16 protein-coding genes and 1 pseudogene are annotated in these 16,612 nt (G+C 68.0%); 5 read left to right on the plus strand and 12 right to left on the minus strand.

Annotation, left to right across the window (positions count from 1 at the left end):
• Positions 1 to 27: 27 nt before the first annotated feature.
• From ACYVKI_RS12355 to ACYVKI_RS12405, 11 genes and pseudogenes are all read right to left on the minus strand, one after another.
• The gene (locus tag ACYVKI_RS12355; protein WP_460690667.1) at positions 28 to 990 is read right to left on the minus strand and encodes an HpcH/HpaI aldolase/citrate lyase family protein; all 963 of its coding nucleotides are present in this window, start codon (positions 988 to 990) and stop codon (positions 28 to 30) included.
• 845 nt (positions 991 to 1,835) lie between these two features.
• Entirely contained in the window at positions 1,836 to 3,116 is a 1,281-nt protein-coding gene (locus ACYVKI_RS12360) for a hypothetical protein (RefSeq protein WP_460690668.1), read from the minus strand.
• The gene (locus ACYVKI_RS12365; protein ID WP_460690669.1) at positions 3,113 to 3,415 is read right to left on the minus strand and encodes a hypothetical protein; all 303 of its coding nucleotides are present in this window, start codon (positions 3,413 to 3,415) and stop codon (positions 3,113 to 3,115) included. Before ACYVKI_RS12365 ends, ACYVKI_RS12360 begins: the two co-directional genes overlap by 4 nt.
• Positions 3,402 to 4,231, minus strand: a pseudogene (locus ACYVKI_RS12370) (ABC transporter ATP-binding protein). The gene ACYVKI_RS12365 and the pseudogene ACYVKI_RS12370 overlap by 14 nt, the downstream one beginning before the upstream one ends.
• Positions 4,219 to 4,512, minus strand: coding sequence for a hypothetical protein (locus ACYVKI_RS12375; protein ID WP_460690670.1), 294 nt, complete (start codon positions 4,510 to 4,512; stop codon positions 4,219 to 4,221). The pseudogene ACYVKI_RS12370 and the gene ACYVKI_RS12375 overlap by 13 nt, the downstream one beginning before the upstream one ends.
• Positions 4,513 to 4,630: 118 nt before the next feature.
• Positions 4,631 to 4,996: a Rid family hydrolase gene (locus ACYVKI_RS12380; protein ID WP_460690671.1), complete on the minus strand. Its 366-nt coding sequence runs from the start codon at positions 4,994 to 4,996 to the stop codon at positions 4,631 to 4,633.
• A complete protein-coding gene (locus ACYVKI_RS12385) occupies positions 4,993 to 5,367 on the minus strand; it encodes a RidA family protein (protein WP_460690672.1) in 375 nt (124 codons plus the stop codon). Before ACYVKI_RS12385 ends, ACYVKI_RS12380 begins: the two co-directional genes overlap by 4 nt.
• A gap of 87 nt (positions 5,368 to 5,454) precedes the next feature.
• Positions 5,455 to 7,086 carry a dipeptide ABC transporter ATP-binding protein gene (locus ACYVKI_RS12390; RefSeq protein ID WP_460690673.1) on the minus strand — a complete coding sequence of 544 codons (1,632 nt, stop codon included), beginning with the start codon at positions 7,084 to 7,086 and terminating at the stop codon, positions 5,455 to 5,457.
• Positions 7,087 to 7,090: 4 nt separating this feature from the next.
• Positions 7,091 to 7,972: an ABC transporter permease gene (locus ACYVKI_RS12395; protein ID WP_460690674.1), complete on the minus strand. Its 882-nt coding sequence runs from the start codon at positions 7,970 to 7,972 to the stop codon at positions 7,091 to 7,093.
• A 13-nt stretch (positions 7,973 to 7,985) separates the two neighbouring features.
• A complete protein-coding gene (locus ACYVKI_RS12400) occupies positions 7,986 to 8,939 on the minus strand; it encodes an ABC transporter permease (RefSeq protein ID WP_460690675.1) in 954 nt (317 codons plus the stop codon).
• Between the two features lie 14 nt (positions 8,940 to 8,953).
• Positions 8,954 to 10,624, minus strand: a complete 1,671-nt coding sequence (locus tag ACYVKI_RS12405) for an ABC transporter substrate-binding protein (RefSeq protein ID WP_460690676.1) — start codon at positions 10,622 to 10,624, stop codon at positions 8,954 to 8,956.
• A gap of 316 nt (positions 10,625 to 10,940) precedes the next feature.
• Between ACYVKI_RS12405 and ACYVKI_RS12410 the strand changes: the two genes are divergently transcribed.
• The 4 genes from ACYVKI_RS12410 to ACYVKI_RS12425 all read left to right on the plus strand — a co-directional run bounded on the left by ACYVKI_RS12410 (position 10,941) and on the right by ACYVKI_RS12425 (position 15,073).
• Positions 10,941 to 11,654, plus strand: a complete 714-nt coding sequence (locus tag ACYVKI_RS12410; RefSeq protein ID WP_460690677.1) for a FadR/GntR family transcriptional regulator — start codon at positions 10,941 to 10,943, stop codon at positions 11,652 to 11,654.
• A gap of 256 nt (positions 11,655 to 11,910) precedes the next feature.
• Positions 11,911 to 12,738 carry an electron transfer flavoprotein subunit beta/FixA family protein gene (locus ACYVKI_RS12415; protein WP_460690678.1) on the plus strand — a complete coding sequence of 276 codons (828 nt, stop codon included), beginning with the start codon at positions 11,911 to 11,913 and terminating at the stop codon, positions 12,736 to 12,738.
• Entirely contained in the window at positions 12,735 to 13,694 is a 960-nt protein-coding gene (locus ACYVKI_RS12420) for an electron transfer flavoprotein subunit alpha/FixB family protein (protein WP_460690679.1), read from the plus strand. The genes ACYVKI_RS12415 and ACYVKI_RS12420 overlap by 4 nt, the downstream gene beginning before the upstream one ends.
• Positions 13,695 to 13,708: 14 nt before the next feature.
• On the plus strand, positions 13,709 to 15,073 hold the full coding sequence (locus ACYVKI_RS12425; RefSeq protein WP_460690680.1) for an Nramp family divalent metal transporter: 1,365 nt from the start codon (positions 13,709 to 13,711) through the stop codon (positions 15,071 to 15,073).
• Between the two features lie 30 nt (positions 15,074 to 15,103).
• Here the strand turns inward: ACYVKI_RS12425 and ACYVKI_RS12430 are convergent, their stop codons facing one another.
• Entirely contained in the window at positions 15,104 to 16,087 is a 984-nt protein-coding gene (locus ACYVKI_RS12430) for an AEC family transporter (RefSeq protein ID WP_460690681.1), read from the minus strand.
• A gap of 252 nt (positions 16,088 to 16,339) precedes the next feature.
• On the opposite strand from ACYVKI_RS12430, the gene ACYVKI_RS12435 reads away from it, so the two are divergent.
• On the plus strand, positions 16,340 to 16,609 hold the full coding sequence (locus tag ACYVKI_RS12435) for a hypothetical protein (RefSeq protein ID WP_460690682.1): 270 nt from the start codon (positions 16,340 to 16,342) through the stop codon (positions 16,607 to 16,609).
• The last annotated feature ends 3 nt before the right edge of the window (positions 16,610 to 16,612 follow it).

Consider the following 16,612-nt stretch of genomic DNA (forward strand, 5'->3'; position numbering starts at 1 on the left):
ATGGTCGCCGGCCCGGAGCTGATTCTCTCATCCTCCGGGCTGGTGCACGCGGGTGGCGTCGTATCGTGCCATGATCCGCTGCGCCTGCAGCACGACCGGCGCATCCACCATCTGGCCCCGAAAGGTGAAGGCGCCGACGGCGAGCGGCCCCGCGACCGGGTAGGGATCGGCGCCATCAGCGGTGTCAGCGCCGTCGGCGGCCTCTATCTCGTGTCGGAACGCCACCAGCAGCGCCTTGGCCCACTCGACCTCCTCGACCACCGGCGTGTAGGCACGTTGGACGGTCTCCACCTGATGGGGGTGAATGCAGGCCTTAGCCACGAACCCGCTGGCACAGGCATCCTCCGCCTCGGCGGCCAGCGGCGACAGGTCCGTGATGCTGGTGTGGATGGCATCGATGGCGGGGATCCCCACGGCGCCGGCGGCAACGAGCACGCTGTGACGGGTGTGCTGGATGGCCTCGCGCAGGGCGCCGTCGGCGGTGCGAGCCGTGGTCCCGCCCAGACCGGCGATCATGTCCTCGGGGCCCCAGAACAGGGCCTCCACGGCGGGGTGCGACGCCAGCGCAGATGCGTTCAACACACCGAGCGGACGCTCGATCTGAGGAATCAGTCCCGCACCGGGCAGGGCTGCGGCGATGTGGTCGAGCAGGACCACGTCGTCGGCCTTGGGCGCAATGACGTGCCGCACCGGCACTCCCTCGAGGGCGATGAGGTCGGCGTCCAGCTCCTGGGCGGAGATGCTGTTGACGCGCACCGCAGTGGCGGCGGGATCCAGGGCTGGTACGTCGTCGTCGCCGCCGGTCAGAGCGGTGACGACGTCGACCCGCGCCTGGGCCTTCTCAGCTGCGGTGACCGTGTCCTCGAGGTCCAGGATCGCCGCATCGGCGCGTTCGGCGGCCTTGCCGAAGCGGTCGGGGCGGTTGCCGGGGCAGAACAGCGGGGCGGGGCCGCGGGGAAAGCGTGGGGCAGCGACATCTTGAGGGGGCATGACTCTCCTAAGGAATGAGCAGAGGGGCGTACGGCAGGTGGCCTGGCGTCAGGCTCGTCCCACCGTACGCCCCGCTGTGTGACGCATTCCACAGCGCCGCGCCACGAATTTCGGACCTACTCGAGGGTCGCGTTCCGCCAGATGTCCCGCCCATCCGGACTCACCGGCAGGAGCGAGAGGCACTGCTGAGCCATGGCGATCCACGCGCCCCAGGTCACCCCCGGGCCACCTGCCGACAGCAGGATCAATGCGCTCGCGCAGAGACCTCCGGCCAGTGGGCCAGCACAGGCTATCCACCGCGCGTTCTGCCTCGAGACAGGAGGCCGGAGAATACGGAGATGCAGAGGCGAGCGCCACAGCGCCACTGGGGTCCCTCGTCCATGCAGGAGTCGGACTGCAACCACATGACCCATCTCATGACATGAGGTCACCACGAACAGCGTCAGCACACCTACCACGCATTGCCAGGGGAACCACCCGCCGGATCCCCAGAATCCAGGCCACGACGCCGCTGCTGCTCCCTATGAAGGCCATCAGCGGAATGTTGACTGTGACGATGTGCCGGAGGATCTGCACATAGGCCACCCACCCGTTGCTCAGCGGGACTCGCGCCGGGTGGAAGTGGCTCAGCGGCCCGGAAACACGCACACCGACCACCTCCGACCCCAGGGATCGGACGGACTTGATGTCGTCCGACGTCAGTCCACGAGACGGAACGTCGCCAGCCTCCAAGCGTCGGACCAGTTCCCATTGTCTCTGCGTCACACGCAGCTCGTGGGATCTGATCTCGTCGAGCACCCACCCGGGCGACCCCGTCACGAAGCCCTCGTGCAGCACTACCTGGATCATGTGTGGGTCAGGGGTCGGCGCGTCTCCCGTCGGGCGACGACCAGCCGGACGACCAGCCAGCTCGCGCCGCCGAGGATGAGCACATACAGCGCGTCATAGACGGCGCCGGGGAGTTCGGTGAATACCACGAGCGCCAGGAACGTGGCCGCCGCCGCGATCAGCAGCGAGGCGACGAAAGCCCCCGGTTCGCGGGAGTCGACCGGCAGAAGGCCTCCGACCGCGTACCCCACAGAACACGCGGCCAGCGGAACGAGCAGCGTCTGGATCGACACATTCTGGTACCCGGCCCAGACCGCGAGCACGGTGGTCACGCCCACGACGCAGGCGACGATGCTCATCACCGCTGCAGCTTTCGGTACCTGCCAGGCTGCCCGCCCGAGGTACACGTGGTGCAGCCAGTGGGACCTGTTGGTGGCGCCGTAGGCAGCCAAGGCCGTAATCAGGGACACCTGAACGCCCACGTAGGTCGGGAGGACGCCCGCCTCCGCTATCCATGTGCCCCCACCCGGTCGCAGCAGCGACACCACCAGGGCCAGGGCGCCAGTCACCAGCAGGATGTTCAGCGCCAGGGAGACGATCGGCGCACGGAGGATCTGCCTCACCTCCAGGGACACGGGGCCGCGCAGCCACCCTACCGACAGCCAATCGATGATGCGCACGACGGTAAGACCGGTCCCCCCGCTGGGGGATGAGACCGAAGGTGCTGGCGACAACGACAGGGACGCGAACCACGCCGCAGCCCCGAGGAGCCCGAGCCCCACCAGGCCGACCACAGCTCCCGGAGCACCGAGGGCCAGCCCCTGCGACCAGCGGAACAATATCGCACCGTCCGTCATCGCGTCCGGATGCAGAACACCGATCCACACGACGACGCCGGCACCCGCGAAGACGGTGGACAGCCCCACAGCGTCGGCGGCCTCCCGAGGGAGGCGCACCATCAGTCCAATCCTCGAGACTCCACGGATCACCGCCAACGTCACCACTGCGTTCCCCGCCAGGATTGACAGGCACCCGCAGACGGCAGCCGTCAGCGCCACATAGAGCACGATCATCAGGTGGTAGTACGTTCCCGCCAGACCTTCATGCCCAGCAACGGAACCTGCCGTCCAATGGGCCATTGCGAAGATGGCGGCCTGGTATCCGAGCACCAAGGCTCCGACCCCGGCCCATACCCATCTGCGGCGAACGCCGTCGCCCGGATCCGAGCCGAAGAGCTGCCTGACCACCGAGATCCGCAACGTCCGCGTCAGCACCCAGGCCTGACGTACCATGGTCACTGGGACACCTGGCGCCGTCGAGAGACGATCACCAGCAGGCCCCAGACAGCGAGGGTCAGCACCAGAGGTGTCAGCAGGAGGTGAGCCGGGACACCGACCATGTGCAGGTCCCAGAAGAGCCCATCGGCCTCATGATGGATCTCCACGAACCCGGGAATCCCCGAGACGCCGTCCTGCCCCTCAGACCGAGTGCTGGCGCTGAAGAGCAACGCCATGGAGGCTGCGAGGTTCCCCACGGCCGCCACCACATAGGTGAGGACGAATCCCCACGGCCAGAATCTGGACTTACGCTTGTCCAAAGTAGTCCTCCATGAATTCCTGATCTGACAACACAGGATCGTCATCTGGTGCTGTCAATTCCACATAGGCGTCGAGCAGTGAGCCCGTCTCCGTCTGCTCCATGACCCGGCCCGGTGTGCCCGAGGCGATCAGGGCCCCCCGATGCAGGAGGTGCACCTCGTCGAAGGCATGCTCAGCGAACCTGAGGTCATGGGTGGAGATCAGCACAGCGCCGCCTCCCCGGATGTACTCCTGCAGGAGGGCCTGGAGGACGAGATGAGTCCGCGGATCCAGACCGCTGAACGGCTCCTCGAGAATGAGCACATCCGGACGGTGCGACAGCGTCACCGCAAGCTGGAGCTTCTTCTTCATCCCGTGGGAATACTGCCCGATGACGACGTCGGCGACCAGGTCCAGGCGAAGTCCCTCCAGCGCCTCGCGGAAGATCCCTCTGTCGGAGCTGCGACGTAGGCTCCTCGTGAACTCGAAGAATTCCTCACCCGTCAGACGCTCCGGAAGTCGCAGCTCATCGGGCACGAAACCGAATCGCTCCTTCGCCGCAAGCTCCGAGCGTCATCCCCGAGGATCGTGATCCTGCCCTGATCTGGCCTTTCGATGCCGCTGAGGCAATGCAGAAGCGTCGACTTCCCCTCACCGTTGGGGCCCAGCAGTCCGGCCACGCGGCCCCGTTGCACCGTGAAGGAGACCCCCTGCAGCACCGCATGATCCCCGAAACACTTCTGCACCTGCTCGACAGCGAGCGCGGGGACTCCATCGACCGACGGGGCCCCAGGGCCTCTCGTCCTACCCCGAGCCTCAGGGCTCAGCGGTAGCATCCGATCATGATGAACTGGCCGCTCGGGGTGTTCTCCCAGAAAGAGACCCCGGTGGACCCTTGCCGACGACAGTAGATGAAGACCCCCACGGCTGCGACGACGAAGATGGTCACCAACTCGGAGTTGCCGTCCGCCCGACGTCGAAGGCGTTCTGGCGCCTGGAAGAGGGATTCCACAACGGCACCGAACGCAAGCATCCCCGAGATCAGGCTTGTGCTGACCCGTTCTGCCATCGAGTTTTCCCCCGAGACAGCATCGACATGCTGAGCTGCGACAGCCATATGTTTCACACGTTGTTTCTCGAGATTCCATGTGCCACGAACACCGTACAGACAACTGCATCCGCGGATCAAGGAATCTCACGAAAGACGGTCCTTTCGGACAGTGTCTGTGACCGCCTCACCGGCGGGTCGCCGCATAGGCCCGGATCTCGACCTGGGAGGACCGGCTGGCCGCCGACGCCTGCACCACAGACAGCGCCGGGACCGGCCGGTCCCCGAGCCAATCGTTCCAGGCGCGCGCGAACTCCTCGGCGTCGTCGATGCTCAGCAGCCACACCTGCGCCATGACGATCTGACGGGAGTCGCCTCCCACCTCAGCGAGCAGGTCATCGATCGTCTCGAGGATCTGCCGACTCTGGCCTTCGACGTCCAGGGACTTGTCCGGCGCGGTCAGGCAGGCCGAGGCCAGACCGCCATAGGCGGAGGCCAGGTGGATTCCCGGCGCACCCGGGGCGGTGACACGTCCGGCCTTGGCGATGCTCATCGGCGCTCCTTCCCGGTGGAGCGTGCGGCGATCGCGACGACCTCCACCAGGATGTCCGGGCGGTGGAGCTCCCCGGAGACGCAGGTGCGCGCCGGCGGATTCTCCTTGTCGATCCAGTGGTTCCAGGCCTTGTTCATCGCGCCGAAGTAGCGCATGTCGCTGAGCCAGATGTGGGTCATCAGCACGGAGCTCTGATCCTCACCCAGCTGTTCCAGCAGCTGGTCCAGCCGCTGCAGACACCAGCTCGTCTGCTCCGCCGCGCCCAGGGACGTGTCCTTCGCCGTGATTCCGGAGAAGAAGATCAGGTCCTCTGTGGCGACGGCCTCCGCCGCCCTGGCTCCGGCGATCTCCTGTGATCCGATGCGTTCCATTCCTCACCTTTCCTCGTGTCATACGTCAGCGCCGGGTGGCGCCGTCGTCGTGCATCCTCTGACCGTCTCGGAGCCGCGGAGGCCTCATCATCCCCGTCCAGGCACGGCTTCCAGCAGAGAGGTCGTGTACTCATCCTGTGGGGCGTCGATGATCTGGCCGACCGGCCCCGCCTCCACCACGCGGCCCTGGCGCAGGACCACGACGTCGTCCGCGATCTCTGAGGTGACGCCGAGGTCGTGGGTGATGAACAGGCAGCTCACCCCGATCTCCGCCTGCAGCCCGCGGAGCAGGTCCAGGATCTGCTTCTGGACGAGCACGTCGAGGGCCGAGACGGCCTCGTCGCACACCAACAGCTCCGGCTCCGCGACCAGCGCCCTGGCGATCGCCACACGCTGGCGCTGACCGCCGGAGAGCTCCCCCGGATACTTCCCCAGAGCTGACTCCGGCAGCGCGACATGCTCCAGGCACTCCCGGACTCGGCGCCGCTTCTCCGCGCGTCCGAAGTCGCGTCGCGGGACGAGGGACTCCGCGATCAGTCCCGCGACGCTCCAGTACGGATTCAGCGAGGAGAAGGGATCCTGGAACACCGGCTGGGTCAGACTCCGCAGGTAGCGGATGTCGGCACGGGAGTCCGGGCGGATGGTCCGTGGCCCCACCCGCGCCTCGCCGCTCGTGGCCTTCTCGAGCCCGAGGGTGATCCTGGCGACCGTCGACTTCCCGGACCCGGACTCTCCGATCACCGCTGTCGTGGTGCCCTTCCTGATGTCGAAGCTCACATCGTCGACGGCCCGCAGCGGCTCCTTGAAGCCCCGGATCCTGAAGTCCTTCACCAGACGGCGGATGCTGAGAAAGCTGGGGCCGCCGTCGTCGTCTCGCGGCGGCTCCTCCCGCCGCCGGTGGGCGTCCAGGCGTGGGGCGGCGTCGACGAGCCGCTGCGAGTACGGGTGGCTCGGCGCGCGGAGGATCCCCGCGGGGGTGCCCTGCTCGACGACCTCCCCGTCGGACATCACCACGACCTCGTCGGCCCGGTCGGCGGCCACGCCGAGGTCATGGGTCACCAGGATCCGGGTCAGGCCCCGGTCCTCGGCGAGCGTGTCCAGGTGGTCCAGGATGCGTTTCTGCACGGTGACGTCCAGGGCGGAGGTCGGCTCGTCCGCGATCAGCAGCTCCGGATCCCCGGAGAGGGCGATGGCAATGAGGATCCGCTGGCGCATCCCGCCGGAGAACTCGTGCGGATACTGCCGGAACCTGCGAGCCGGCTCGGGGATCCCGGCATCGTCCATGAGCTCCAGGGCCCGACGTCGGCGGCTCTCCTTGGACCGCATGCCGTACTGCTTCAGCGCGTCACAGATCTGGTCGCCGATGCGCATCGAGGGGTTCAGGCTCGCCATGGGATCCTGCGGCACCAGACCGATGCGTGTTCCCCGGTAGTGGCGCAGGGTCACCTCGGAGAGGTCGACCAGGCGCTCGCCGGCGTAGTCGACCTCCCCGCCCACGACACGGGCGTTGTCGGGGAGCAGTCCCAGCAGCGCCTTGACGGTCGTGGACTTGCCCGATCCAGAGCCGCCCACGATCGCCAGCGAGCGCCCGGGGGCCACCGAGAAGCTGGCGCCCCTGACCGCGTCCTGGCCGTCGTAGGCGATGTGCAGGTCCCGCACGGAGATCAGCGGGTCCGGCGTCGTCTGCGCGCTGTCCGACTCGTGTGCTGTGGTCGTCATCGGGTCACCTCGCATTGGGGTCGAGGGCGTCGCGCAGCGCGTCGCCGAACATGTTGAAGCCCAGGCACATGACGATGATCGTCACACCCGGCCAGACGGCCGCCCAGGGTGAGCGGTAGATGTACTCCTGGGCGTCGGCGAGCATGATGCCCAGCGAGGGTTCGGGCGGTTGGATGCCCAGCCCCAGGAAGGAGAGCATCGCCTCACCGATGATCGCGACCGGGATGATCACCGTGGCCTGAACGATGATCACCGACGACGCATTGGGCAGCAGGTGCTGGAACAGGATCCTCGCCTGCGAGATGTTCATAGCCCGGGCGGCCTGGACGAACTCGAGCCCGGAGATCCGCAACGCTTCGCCGCGGACCACACGGACGATGATCGGGATGTTCGCAATGCCCAGCGCGATGGCCGCATTCTCCAGGCTCGGTCCGCGGATGGCCGCCAGTCCGACCGCAATGATGAGGAACGGGAAGGCCAGGGCGACGTCGGTGAGTCGGGAGACGACGGCGTCGGCCACGCGGGAGTACCCGGCCAACAGCCCCAGCGGGGTCCCGACGCCGACGGCGACGGCGACCGAGAGCAGCCCGATCCACAACGAGGTGCGGACTCCGTGGATCAGCCGGGAGAGGACGTCGCGGCCCAGATCGTCGGTGCCCAGCGGATAGCCGGCCGTGCCCGGAGTCTGGAACGGGATCTGGAAGTTCACCGCGGCGTAGTGATGCGGGGCGATCCAGGGGGCGCCCACGGCCACGAGGACCGTCAGCAGGAGCAGCAGACCGCCGACGGCTCCCATCCTGTTGCGGATGAGCTGCAGGAGGCCGCGGACGAAGGGATTGCGCCTCGTGTCCGGCTGCTGGGCTGTGGACGTGCTCAGGTGTTCCATGAATGGAGCCTCCTTAGGCGCTGACCCGGACGCGGGGATTGATCACGGTGTAGAGGATGTCCACCAGAAGGTTGATCACCACGTAGAGCACCGTCACGACCAGCACAACGGCTTGGATCACCGGGAAGTCCCGAGCCAGGATGGCGTCCAGGGTGAGGCTCCCGATGCCGGGCAGCACGAAGATCTGCTCCGTGACCACCGCTCCGGAGAGCAGCGCACCCAGCTGCAGGCCGGTGATGGTCACCAGGGCGATGAGCGCGTTGCGCAGTCCGTACTTGAACAGCACCCGCGGCCGGGACAGCCCCTTCGCCTGGGCGAACCGGACATAGTCGGTGCCCATCGTCTCGATCATGGACGCCCGCGTCTGGCGGGTGACGACTGCCGCCAGTGCCGTTCCCAGTACGACCGCCGGCATCGTCAGGTGGTAGAGCGCCCCGAGCGGATCCGCGCGCATCGGCACATAACCCGACGCAGGGAACCACCCCAGCGTGATCGCGAAGAGCATGATGCCCAGCAGACCGAGCCAGAAAGGAGGGATGGACAGCCCAAGCAGCCCGACTCCGTTGCTCAGCATCTCGGGGAACCGTCCTCGGTGGCGCTCAGCGATCATGCCCAGGGCGATGCCGCCGACCGTCGCGATCATCACCGCGTACAGCGCCAGCCAGAGGGTGACCGGCAGCGTCTGGGCGATCATCGTGGTCACCCCCTGACCGGTGCGCGTGGAGTCCCCCAGATCGAGGGTCACCACGTTCTTCAAGAAGATCAGGAACTGTTCGACCAGCGGACGGTCCAGTCCGAGCTCGGCACGGATCGCCTCGATCTCCGCCGGCCCCGCCTCGTCACCCGCCATCGCCCGGGCCGGGTCACCGGGCAGTGCCCGGATCCCGAGGAAGATGACGACCGCGGAGATCAGCAGAGTGGTCAGGGACTGGACGAGCCGTGTCAGGAGGAAACGGGTCTTGTTCATCGTGATGACGACCCTCAGTCGTCGCCGAGATCAAGCTCGTCGACGTCGATCTCCTCGTCGGCGGCCTCGGTGTCGACGAAGGCCGCGCCGGAGACGCGCAGAATTCCGTCAGGGGAGAACCAGACGCCGGCGATGGACTCGTGGACGGCTCCGAGGTTGCTCAGCCGGTAGGTGGGGATGATGTTGTTCAGTTCGCCGGCCCGCTCCACCGCCTGCCCGTAGAACTCGACGCGCTCATCATGGTCGACGGTGCGCGCCGCCTCATTCAGGTACTCGTCGAGCTCCGGGTCGGAGAGCCCGGAGTAGTTGTTGCCAGCACCGGTGGCGTAGAAGTTGTGCAGGTTGTTGTGGGGGTCGATCATCCCTCCCCAGCCGACGAGGATCGCTTCGAAGTCGCCGCGGTCCTGGGCATCGAGCAGAGCGGTCCACTCCATGGGGTGGATCGTGAGGTCGAAGCCCGCGCCCTCGAGGGAGGCCTGCAGGGCCTGGGCATAGCGCATGGAGTCCTGGTCGTTCCGCACGGTCAGGTCGATCTCCACGGGGATGTCCACTCCTGCCTCCTCCAGGAGCTCCATGGCGCGGTCCGGGTCGTGCTCTGGGCAGTCGGTGGCCCGCTCGTCCGCGAAGGGGCTGATCGGTGACATCGCCGTACAGGCCGGCGAGTACCAGTTGTTGAAGACGACATCGACGAGGGACTCCCGGTCGATGGCCAGGGAGAGCGCCTCGCGCACGGCGGGTTCCTGCGCGACCACGGAGTCGACCTCACCTGGCGGCTGACCGGTGCCGTCCACATTGCCGATGTTCAGCGTCAGGCCCTGATACCCCAGAGAGTCCAGGATGAGACCGTTGACCTCGCCCGCATCGTCCTCGACGAGCGCGTCGAACTCCTGCGGGGAGACGGTGTCGGTGAGGTGGACGTCGCGGGAGCGCAGATTGGCCGCCCGGATGTTGTGGTCGGGCATGATCACGTAGGTGATGGAGTCCAGGTGGACCTCGTCCGCGGCGTAGTAGTGGGGATCGGCGACGACGTCGATGCGGGTCTGCGGCACCCGCTCCACCAGCGTGAAGGGTGCTACGCAGCTGGGGGCCTGGGCGAAGTCGTCACCGAGCTCGTCGAGCGTCTCCGGTGACATGATCATCCCGGCCCGATCCGACAGCGTCGCCACCAGGGGTGCGAAGGGTTCGGCGAGCTCGATCTCGATCTCATGATCGGCGACTGCGCGGACGTCCTCGATCGGGCCCATGTCCGAGCTGCGCGCCGAGGTGGGGTGCTCCAGGTGACGCTCGAGGCTGATCCTGACTGCCTCGGCGTCCATGGGTGTGCCGTCGGAGAACACGGCGTCCGGGCGCAGCGTGATGCGCAGCACAGTCTCGTCCTGCGAGTACTCCGGCAGGTCGGTGGCGAGCATCGGGACGATCTCACCCTCCGCGTCGATGTCGTAGAGCTTCTCGCACATGGACTCGAAGACCATGCGTCCGGCCCGGGTGCGGGCAGTGGTGGGGTCCAGTGCGTCCGGCTCCTGGGACAGGGCCATGACGAGGTCGCCGCCGTTGACGGCGTCGTCGGCGGCCAGCGGAATGGACGACTCCCCCTCACGCGAGTCGACCTCCTGCTCTCCGATCTCTTGGACCTCTGAGCAGCCCACCAGGGCGACCAGGGACAGCAGGGCGAGTGATTTCTTCATAGGTCGTGACACCACCGTTTCAAGGAGCGGGTTGTACAGCGCGAGCGAACCTCAGGTCCTTTGGTTGGACCAATTCCCGTGAGCCACGAGTCTGTGCCTCACCTCACATTCTTGTCAAGGATCTCTCGTGAAATCGGGCAATATCCTCAGACTGGAGCATTGACGACCCATCGGGCCCCGTGCCACCGTATGGATGCTTGGTCCAACCACCATGCCATGGGTCGGCAGGACACTGGTGGCCATAGGCGCATCGGCCATACTGGGGGGAGGGACGGAGAGCGGTCGGCAGGCGACCAGCCACAGAGCGGAGGACCCCATGCGCGAACTGAACGGACTCTCCATCAGTTCGGTCACCGTCGCCGAGCAGCTCAGCCGACGCCTGATCCGCATGATCGAGGACGGCGAGCTCAAGGCCGGCGACAAGCTGCCCAATGAGCGTGCCCTGGCGGAGTCGGCGGAGGTCTCTCGCACCACGGTCCGCGAGGCGCTCCGGGACCTGGAGCTGCGCGGAATGATCACCCGGACGCGCGGCCGCGGGACAGTGGTCCGCGCCATCCGGCGTCCGGACCTCCACGCCGGGATGCTCGGCCCCATGGAGACCTCACATCGTGTGCTCCGGGAGGTCATGGATCTCCGCGCCGTGGTCGAACCCCCGATGGCGGAGCGCGCGGCCGACCGCGCACTGGACTCGGAGCTCCCCGGACTCCTGCACCGCCTGGAACAGACGGAAGAGGAGCTCGCCCGGCCGGACCCCTCCGTCCAGCTGCTCTTCCAGCTGGACATGGCCTTCCACAGCGAGATCGCGAAGCTGACCCACAACCCGATGCTCATCCGCCTTCTGAACGTCACGCACGACTGGATGACACCCTCGGAGGAGGGCCTGCACCTGCCCGACGAGAAGCTGAGGACCGCGGTGGAGGCGCACCGCCTCATCTACGAGGCGATCCGTCGGCACGACGCCGACGGGGCCCGCCGCCTCATGGCCGAGCACCTCGAGGAGGTCACCGCCCACCTGAACCTCCGCGAGTGACGCCGTGGAGGCCCTGGTGAGAGTGGTCGCAGCAGCGCCGCCGCTCCCTGGGCAGGCGACGTCGAGCTGACGGCCGTCGGACCGTCCGCCGCACCGTGACACCTGAAGTAGCGCACCTCACCCCCGCGGCCATTTCGTGGCACCATGGCTGAGATGCCTGCTGGCGGGAGTGCCCGACCCGCCCCGGGCGCTGCGCCCTGTGCGCGGCATCGGACCTGTTGTGGACACGCACGGAGAGTGAGGCGAGGTCAGCCCCATGCCTGAATCGGCAGCTGGAACCCCCCTGCACATCATCACCCTGGTCAAATGGGTGCCGGACGCTCAGCTGGAGCGCCGGTTCACCGAGGAGCGGCGCATCGACCGCTCCGAGGGCATCCTGGGAGAACTGGACGAGTACCCTCTGGAGGCCGCCCTGCAGATCAAGGAGGCCGCCGAGCGGGAGGTCCGGGTCTCTGCTCTGACAGTGGGCCCCTCCGGAGCGGCCACCGCGGCGAAGAAAGCTCTGCAGATCGGCGCCGACGACGCCTTCCTGCTCAGCGATGACGCCCTGGTCGGCGCCGACATCGCCGGCACGTCCACCGCGCTGGCCGCGGCGATCGAGCATGTGCTCGCCGACGGCGACGCCTCGGGCGAGACCGACGGTGAGCACCTGGTCATCACCGGCATGGCTTCGGAGGACGGCGAATCCGGCGCGGTGCCGGCCCAGCTGGCCGAGCGGCTCGGACTGAACCTGGTCACCCAGGCCACCTCCCTGGCGCTGGAGGAGGGTCGCCTGGTGGTCACTCGGGCCTCCTCGGCCGAGCAGCAGCGCCTGGCGGCCGCCCTGCCGGCGGTCGTCTCCGTGACGGACCAGGCCAACGACCCCCGCTACCCCAACTTCAAGGCGATCATGGCGGCGAAGAAGAAACCGCTGACCTCGTGGAGCCTGACCGACGTCGGCCTGGGCGAGCTCGCAGTGTCCGCCCGCGCCACCGTGCTGACCGCTGTGCCGCGTCCGCCCCGCACCGCCGGTGAGATCATCACCGATGAGGGCGACGCCGGCCTCAAGATCGTGGAGTTCCTCGCGAAGGAGCGTGTGCTGTGACCGTTGTCCTGGTGTTCTTCGAATCCCTGTCCGAGCAGCTGACCTCCTCCCAGCAGGAGCTGCTCACCCTGGCCGACACCCTCGGCGACGTCCAGGTCGTCACCGGCACCGCCGGGGAGCAGGCATCCCCGACCGTGGCCGTGAAGGGCGTGCAGGCCGTCTACAGCGGCGAGTCAGAGATCCTCGCCCCGGACCCGGCTCTGGTGGACCTGTTGGAGACCACCGTGCAGGAGACCCACGCCACAGTGGTCCTGAGCCAGGACACTCCGGACGCCACCGACGCACTGGCCCGGCTGGCCGTGCGCCTGGACACCGGCATCATCACCGACGCCGTGGGGATCGACGCCCAGCGTCAGGTCACCAAGTCCGTGCTGGCGGGCTCCTACACCACCACCGCGAAGGTCCGTGAGGACCGCCCCCTGGTGGCCACGGTGAAGCCGAACTCGGTCACGGCCGCGGTCGTGGCGGGCCACGCTCCGGAGGTCGTGTCCCTGCCGGTGGCTCCGTCGCTGACCGAGGGCTCAGCGGCGAGCGGAGGCGTAGAGGTCCTGGAACGGACCCCGTTGGAGACCTCGGAGCGTCCGGCGCTGCCCGAGGCGCGCGTCGTCGTCGCCGGCGGCCGCGGCGTGGACGGGGACTTCGGACCGCTCGAGGAGCTGGCCGATGAGCTCGGTGCGGCGATCGGCGCCTCCCGCGCGGCGACGGACGCCGGGTGGATCGAGCACACCGCCCAGGTGGGTCAGACCGGCGTGACGGTCTCTCCGCAGCTCTACATCTCCGCGGGCATCTCCGGGGCGATTCAGCAGCGCGCCGGGATGCAGACCGCCCAGACGATCGTGGCGATCAACAAGGACGAGGACGCCCCGGTGTTCGAGATCGCCGACTTCGGCGTGGTGGGAGACCTCTTCGAGGTCGTTCCGCAGATGGTGGAGGAACTGCGCCGCCGCAAGGGATGACGGTACCCTGAGGTATGACTCCCGCCACTGATGCGGCCGATCGCCGCGAGATGGAACAGCATCCCGACGTCCGCGGGCTCCGCATCCTCCGTTTCCTGGGGCCCGGACTCCTGGTCGCGATGGCCGGCGTGGGGACGAGCCACCTGGTCACCGCCCCGCTGGCCGGAGCACACTTCGAGTTCGCGCTCCTGTGGGTCCTGCCGGTGGCCTTCCTGTTCAAATGGCAGGGCTTCGAGCTGGCCATGCGGTACACCGCCGCCACCGGGGAATCCGTCCTCTCGGCCTACACCCGCATCCCGGGGCCGAAGAACTGGGCGGTCTGGGCGGTCCTGCTGGCCACTGTCATCATCGGTTGCACCGCCGTCGGGGCGATCGTCGCAGCCGCGGCGGCCGTGCTGTGGGCGGCCTTCGGCGTGGGTTCTCTGCTCTTCTACGGCATCCTGCTCTCGTTGCTGGCCGTCGGGCTGCTCCTCGCCGGCAAGTACCGCGGCCTGGAGATGGTCAACAAGGTGCTGGCCGTCATCCTCGTCATCGGCACCGTCGTCGCCTTCGTGGTCGGCGGAGTCCAGGGAGAAGCCTGGGGTCATCTGCTGCTGCCGGCCATCCCCGCCGGGTCCGCCCTGCTGGTCGCCGGACTGATGGGCTGGATGCCCACCGACCTGAGCGTCGGCGTCTGGGCCTCGCTGTGGATGACGAGCAAGCGCCGCGGCATGGTGCGGATCCGCGAGACGTACGGCCCGCAGGCGGTGGAGGACACGCCGCCGGAGGTGCGTCCCTACGCCGACGCCTGGTTCAAGGCCGCGCTCTACGACTTCCGGATCGGGCACATCGTATCCTGGGTGATCGCGACCATGTACCTGGTGCTGGGGGCGATGATCCTCTTCGCCCGCGAGGACAAGCCGGAGGGCGCGGGCACCATCCTCGCCATCTCGCACATCTTCACCGACACCGTGGGCATGTGGATGTTCCCGATCTTCATCGCCGGGGCCTCGGCCGCACTGTTCTCCACCGTGCTGATCATCTTCGACGGATTCCCCCGCACGTTCGCCGCCTCCCTCACCGCCCTGGTCGAGCCGCGCGCGGGCCGCCCGTGGTGGACCGAACGGGCGCTGATGCGCCTGATGATGGGCATCATGGTGGTGTGCGCGATCATCGCGCTGACCGTCTTCCCGAACCCGGCCTTCCTGGTGCCCGCCGCAGGGGCCGTCTCCTTCGCGATCAGCCCGGTGCTGTTCGCGGTCAACCTCTACGTGGCGTTGACGTTCATCCCGGCGCGCTACCGGCCCGGCCGGTTCGTGATCGTCTGGAGCTGGATCAGCATCGTCGCCCTGTCTCTGCTCAGCCTGTGGATCATCCCGCAGTCGCTGGGATGGCTCTGAGACGTCCCGAGTTCTAGGACATCCCGAACTCTAGGACATCCCGAGCAGCCAGGCGGCCGGCAGCACCACGGGCAGGCTCAGCAGCGAGCTGGCGAAGGTCACATCCTTGGCCACGGTGATCGGCATGCCGTGGTGCGCTGCGAAGACGGACACGTTCTGTGCGGTGGGCAGCGCCGCCATGGCCACCACACCGAGCAGTTCGACACCCTCCAGCCCCAGCACGGGACCCGCCAGCGCCCAGGCGACCACCGGCATGACCACCACCTTGCACCCGGTGCCCACGACGGCGTCGACCCGCCGCTCCCGCACCGCGAAGGGCCGCTCCTGCCACAGCGCCATGCCGAAGATCAGCAGCATCAGCGGGATGGACGCCTCCCCCAGCATCCGGACCGGTGCCCAGATCGCCTCGGGCGGCCGCCGATCCAGCAGAGAGAGGACGGCCCCGATCAGCACGCCCACTGTGACGGGGTTCAGCATGGAGCCCAGGATCGTCCGTGCGCGGGAGGGCCCGCCGGAGTGTCCGAGCAGCCCGAAGAGGGTGAGGAACAGCGGAGCGAGCACCAGCAGCTGGGCCAGCAGCAGCGAGACCACCGGAGCCGTGGTGCCCACCATGTAGAGCGCGATCGGCACTCCGATGTTGCCGGCGTTGACGTAGCAGGAGGCCATCGCTCCCACCGCGACGTCAGTGCCGGTGGCGGCACCGGCACTGACCCAGGAGCCGTCGGGCGCCGCCCGACGTCGGCGTCGTCGCAGCGCCAGGGGCCCCAAGCTGGAGAAGACGACGGCGGTGATCCAGGCGATGCCGAGGGCGAGCGGGGCGTACAGCCCGGCCACCATGCGGACGTCCGTCTGGGAGACCAGCACCACCATCAGGCAGGGATTGGTGAGGTAGTAGACCAGCGGGGTGACCCCGCGCTGCGCGGAGCGGGCCTTCTGCGGGGCGATCGCCGCGGTGCCGGCGCCGATGAGCACGAGCACCCCCACCACGCTGAAGCCGAGGAGAACGCCTTCCACCCACCCTCCTGCGCTGATCGCGCCCGCGGTCGGCGGAATGTCCGAGCCCAGTTTTCCACAGGCTGCGAGGGAGGGTCTGTCAGGTGCGTCATCTCTGGCTACCGTGGAGGTATGACCGATCAGCCCCACCTCCGCTCAGATCAGAGCCACGCTCACCCGGCCTCACACCCCGGCTCGCCCCATCCGCCTCGGTCGCTCCAGCAGCCAGTGCCGCTCCAGCAGCCAGTGCCGCTCCAGCAGCCAGTGCCGCCGATGGCCCATCCGATGAACCTGCCGATGGATCCGCAGAGCCAGGCCGCAGAACGCGACGCCACAGTGGCGATGGTGCTCGGCATCGTGGGACTCTTCTTCCTGTCCATCGTCCTGGGCCCGATCGCGATCGGATTCGCGATCCGTGCAAGACGGCACGGCAACCGCGCACTCGCCGGTCTGGTGCTGGGGTGGATCGCCCTGGCGATCGGCGTCCTGACCTTCGTCCCCCTCGTCCTGGGCATGACATTCCTGCTCACGAGCGGGCTCTGAGGA

Source organism: Nesterenkonia suensis, from assembly GCF_054782935.1.

Bases quoted from the DNA above. Each gene is read 5' to 3' on its own strand.
- ACYVKI_RS12435 (WP_460690682.1), top strand. From the start codon at position 16,340: ATGGCCCATCCGATGAACCTGCCGATGGATCCGCAGAGCCAGGCCGCA.
- ACYVKI_RS12400 (WP_460690675.1), bottom strand. From the start codon at position 8,939: ATGAACAAGACCCGTTTCCTCCTGACACGGCTCGTCCAGTCCCTGACC.
- ACYVKI_RS12410 (WP_460690677.1), top strand. From the start codon at position 10,941: ATGCGCGAACTGAACGGACTCTCCATCAGTTCGGTCACCGTCGCCGAG.
- ACYVKI_RS12425 (WP_460690680.1), top strand. From the start codon at position 13,709: ATGACTCCCGCCACTGATGCGGCCGATCGCCGCGAGATGGAACAGCAT.
- ACYVKI_RS12415 (WP_460690678.1), top strand. From the start codon at position 11,911: ATGCCTGAATCGGCAGCTGGAACCCCCCTGCACATCATCACCCTGGTC.
- ACYVKI_RS12395 (WP_460690674.1), bottom strand. From the start codon at position 7,972: ATGGAACACCTGAGCACGTCCACAGCCCAGCAGCCGGACACGAGGCGC.
- ACYVKI_RS12405 (WP_460690676.1), bottom strand. From the start codon at position 10,624: ATGAAGAAATCACTCGCCCTGCTGTCCCTGGTCGCCCTGGTGGGCTGC.
- ACYVKI_RS12385 (WP_460690672.1), bottom strand. From the start codon at position 5,367: ATGGAACGCATCGGATCACAGGAGATCGCCGGAGCCAGGGCGGCGGAG.
- ACYVKI_RS12375 (WP_460690670.1), bottom strand. From the start codon at position 4,512: ATGGCTGTCGCAGCTCAGCATGTCGATGCTGTCTCGGGGGAAAACTCG.
- ACYVKI_RS12355 (WP_460690667.1), bottom strand. From the start codon at position 990: ATGCCCCCTCAAGATGTCGCTGCCCCACGCTTTCCCCGCGGCCCCGCC.
- ACYVKI_RS12380 (WP_460690671.1), bottom strand. From the start codon at position 4,996: ATGAGCATCGCCAAGGCCGGACGTGTCACCGCCCCGGGTGCGCCGGGA.
- ACYVKI_RS12390 (WP_460690673.1), bottom strand. From the start codon at position 7,086: ATGACGACCACAGCACACGAGTCGGACAGCGCGCAGACGACGCCGGAC.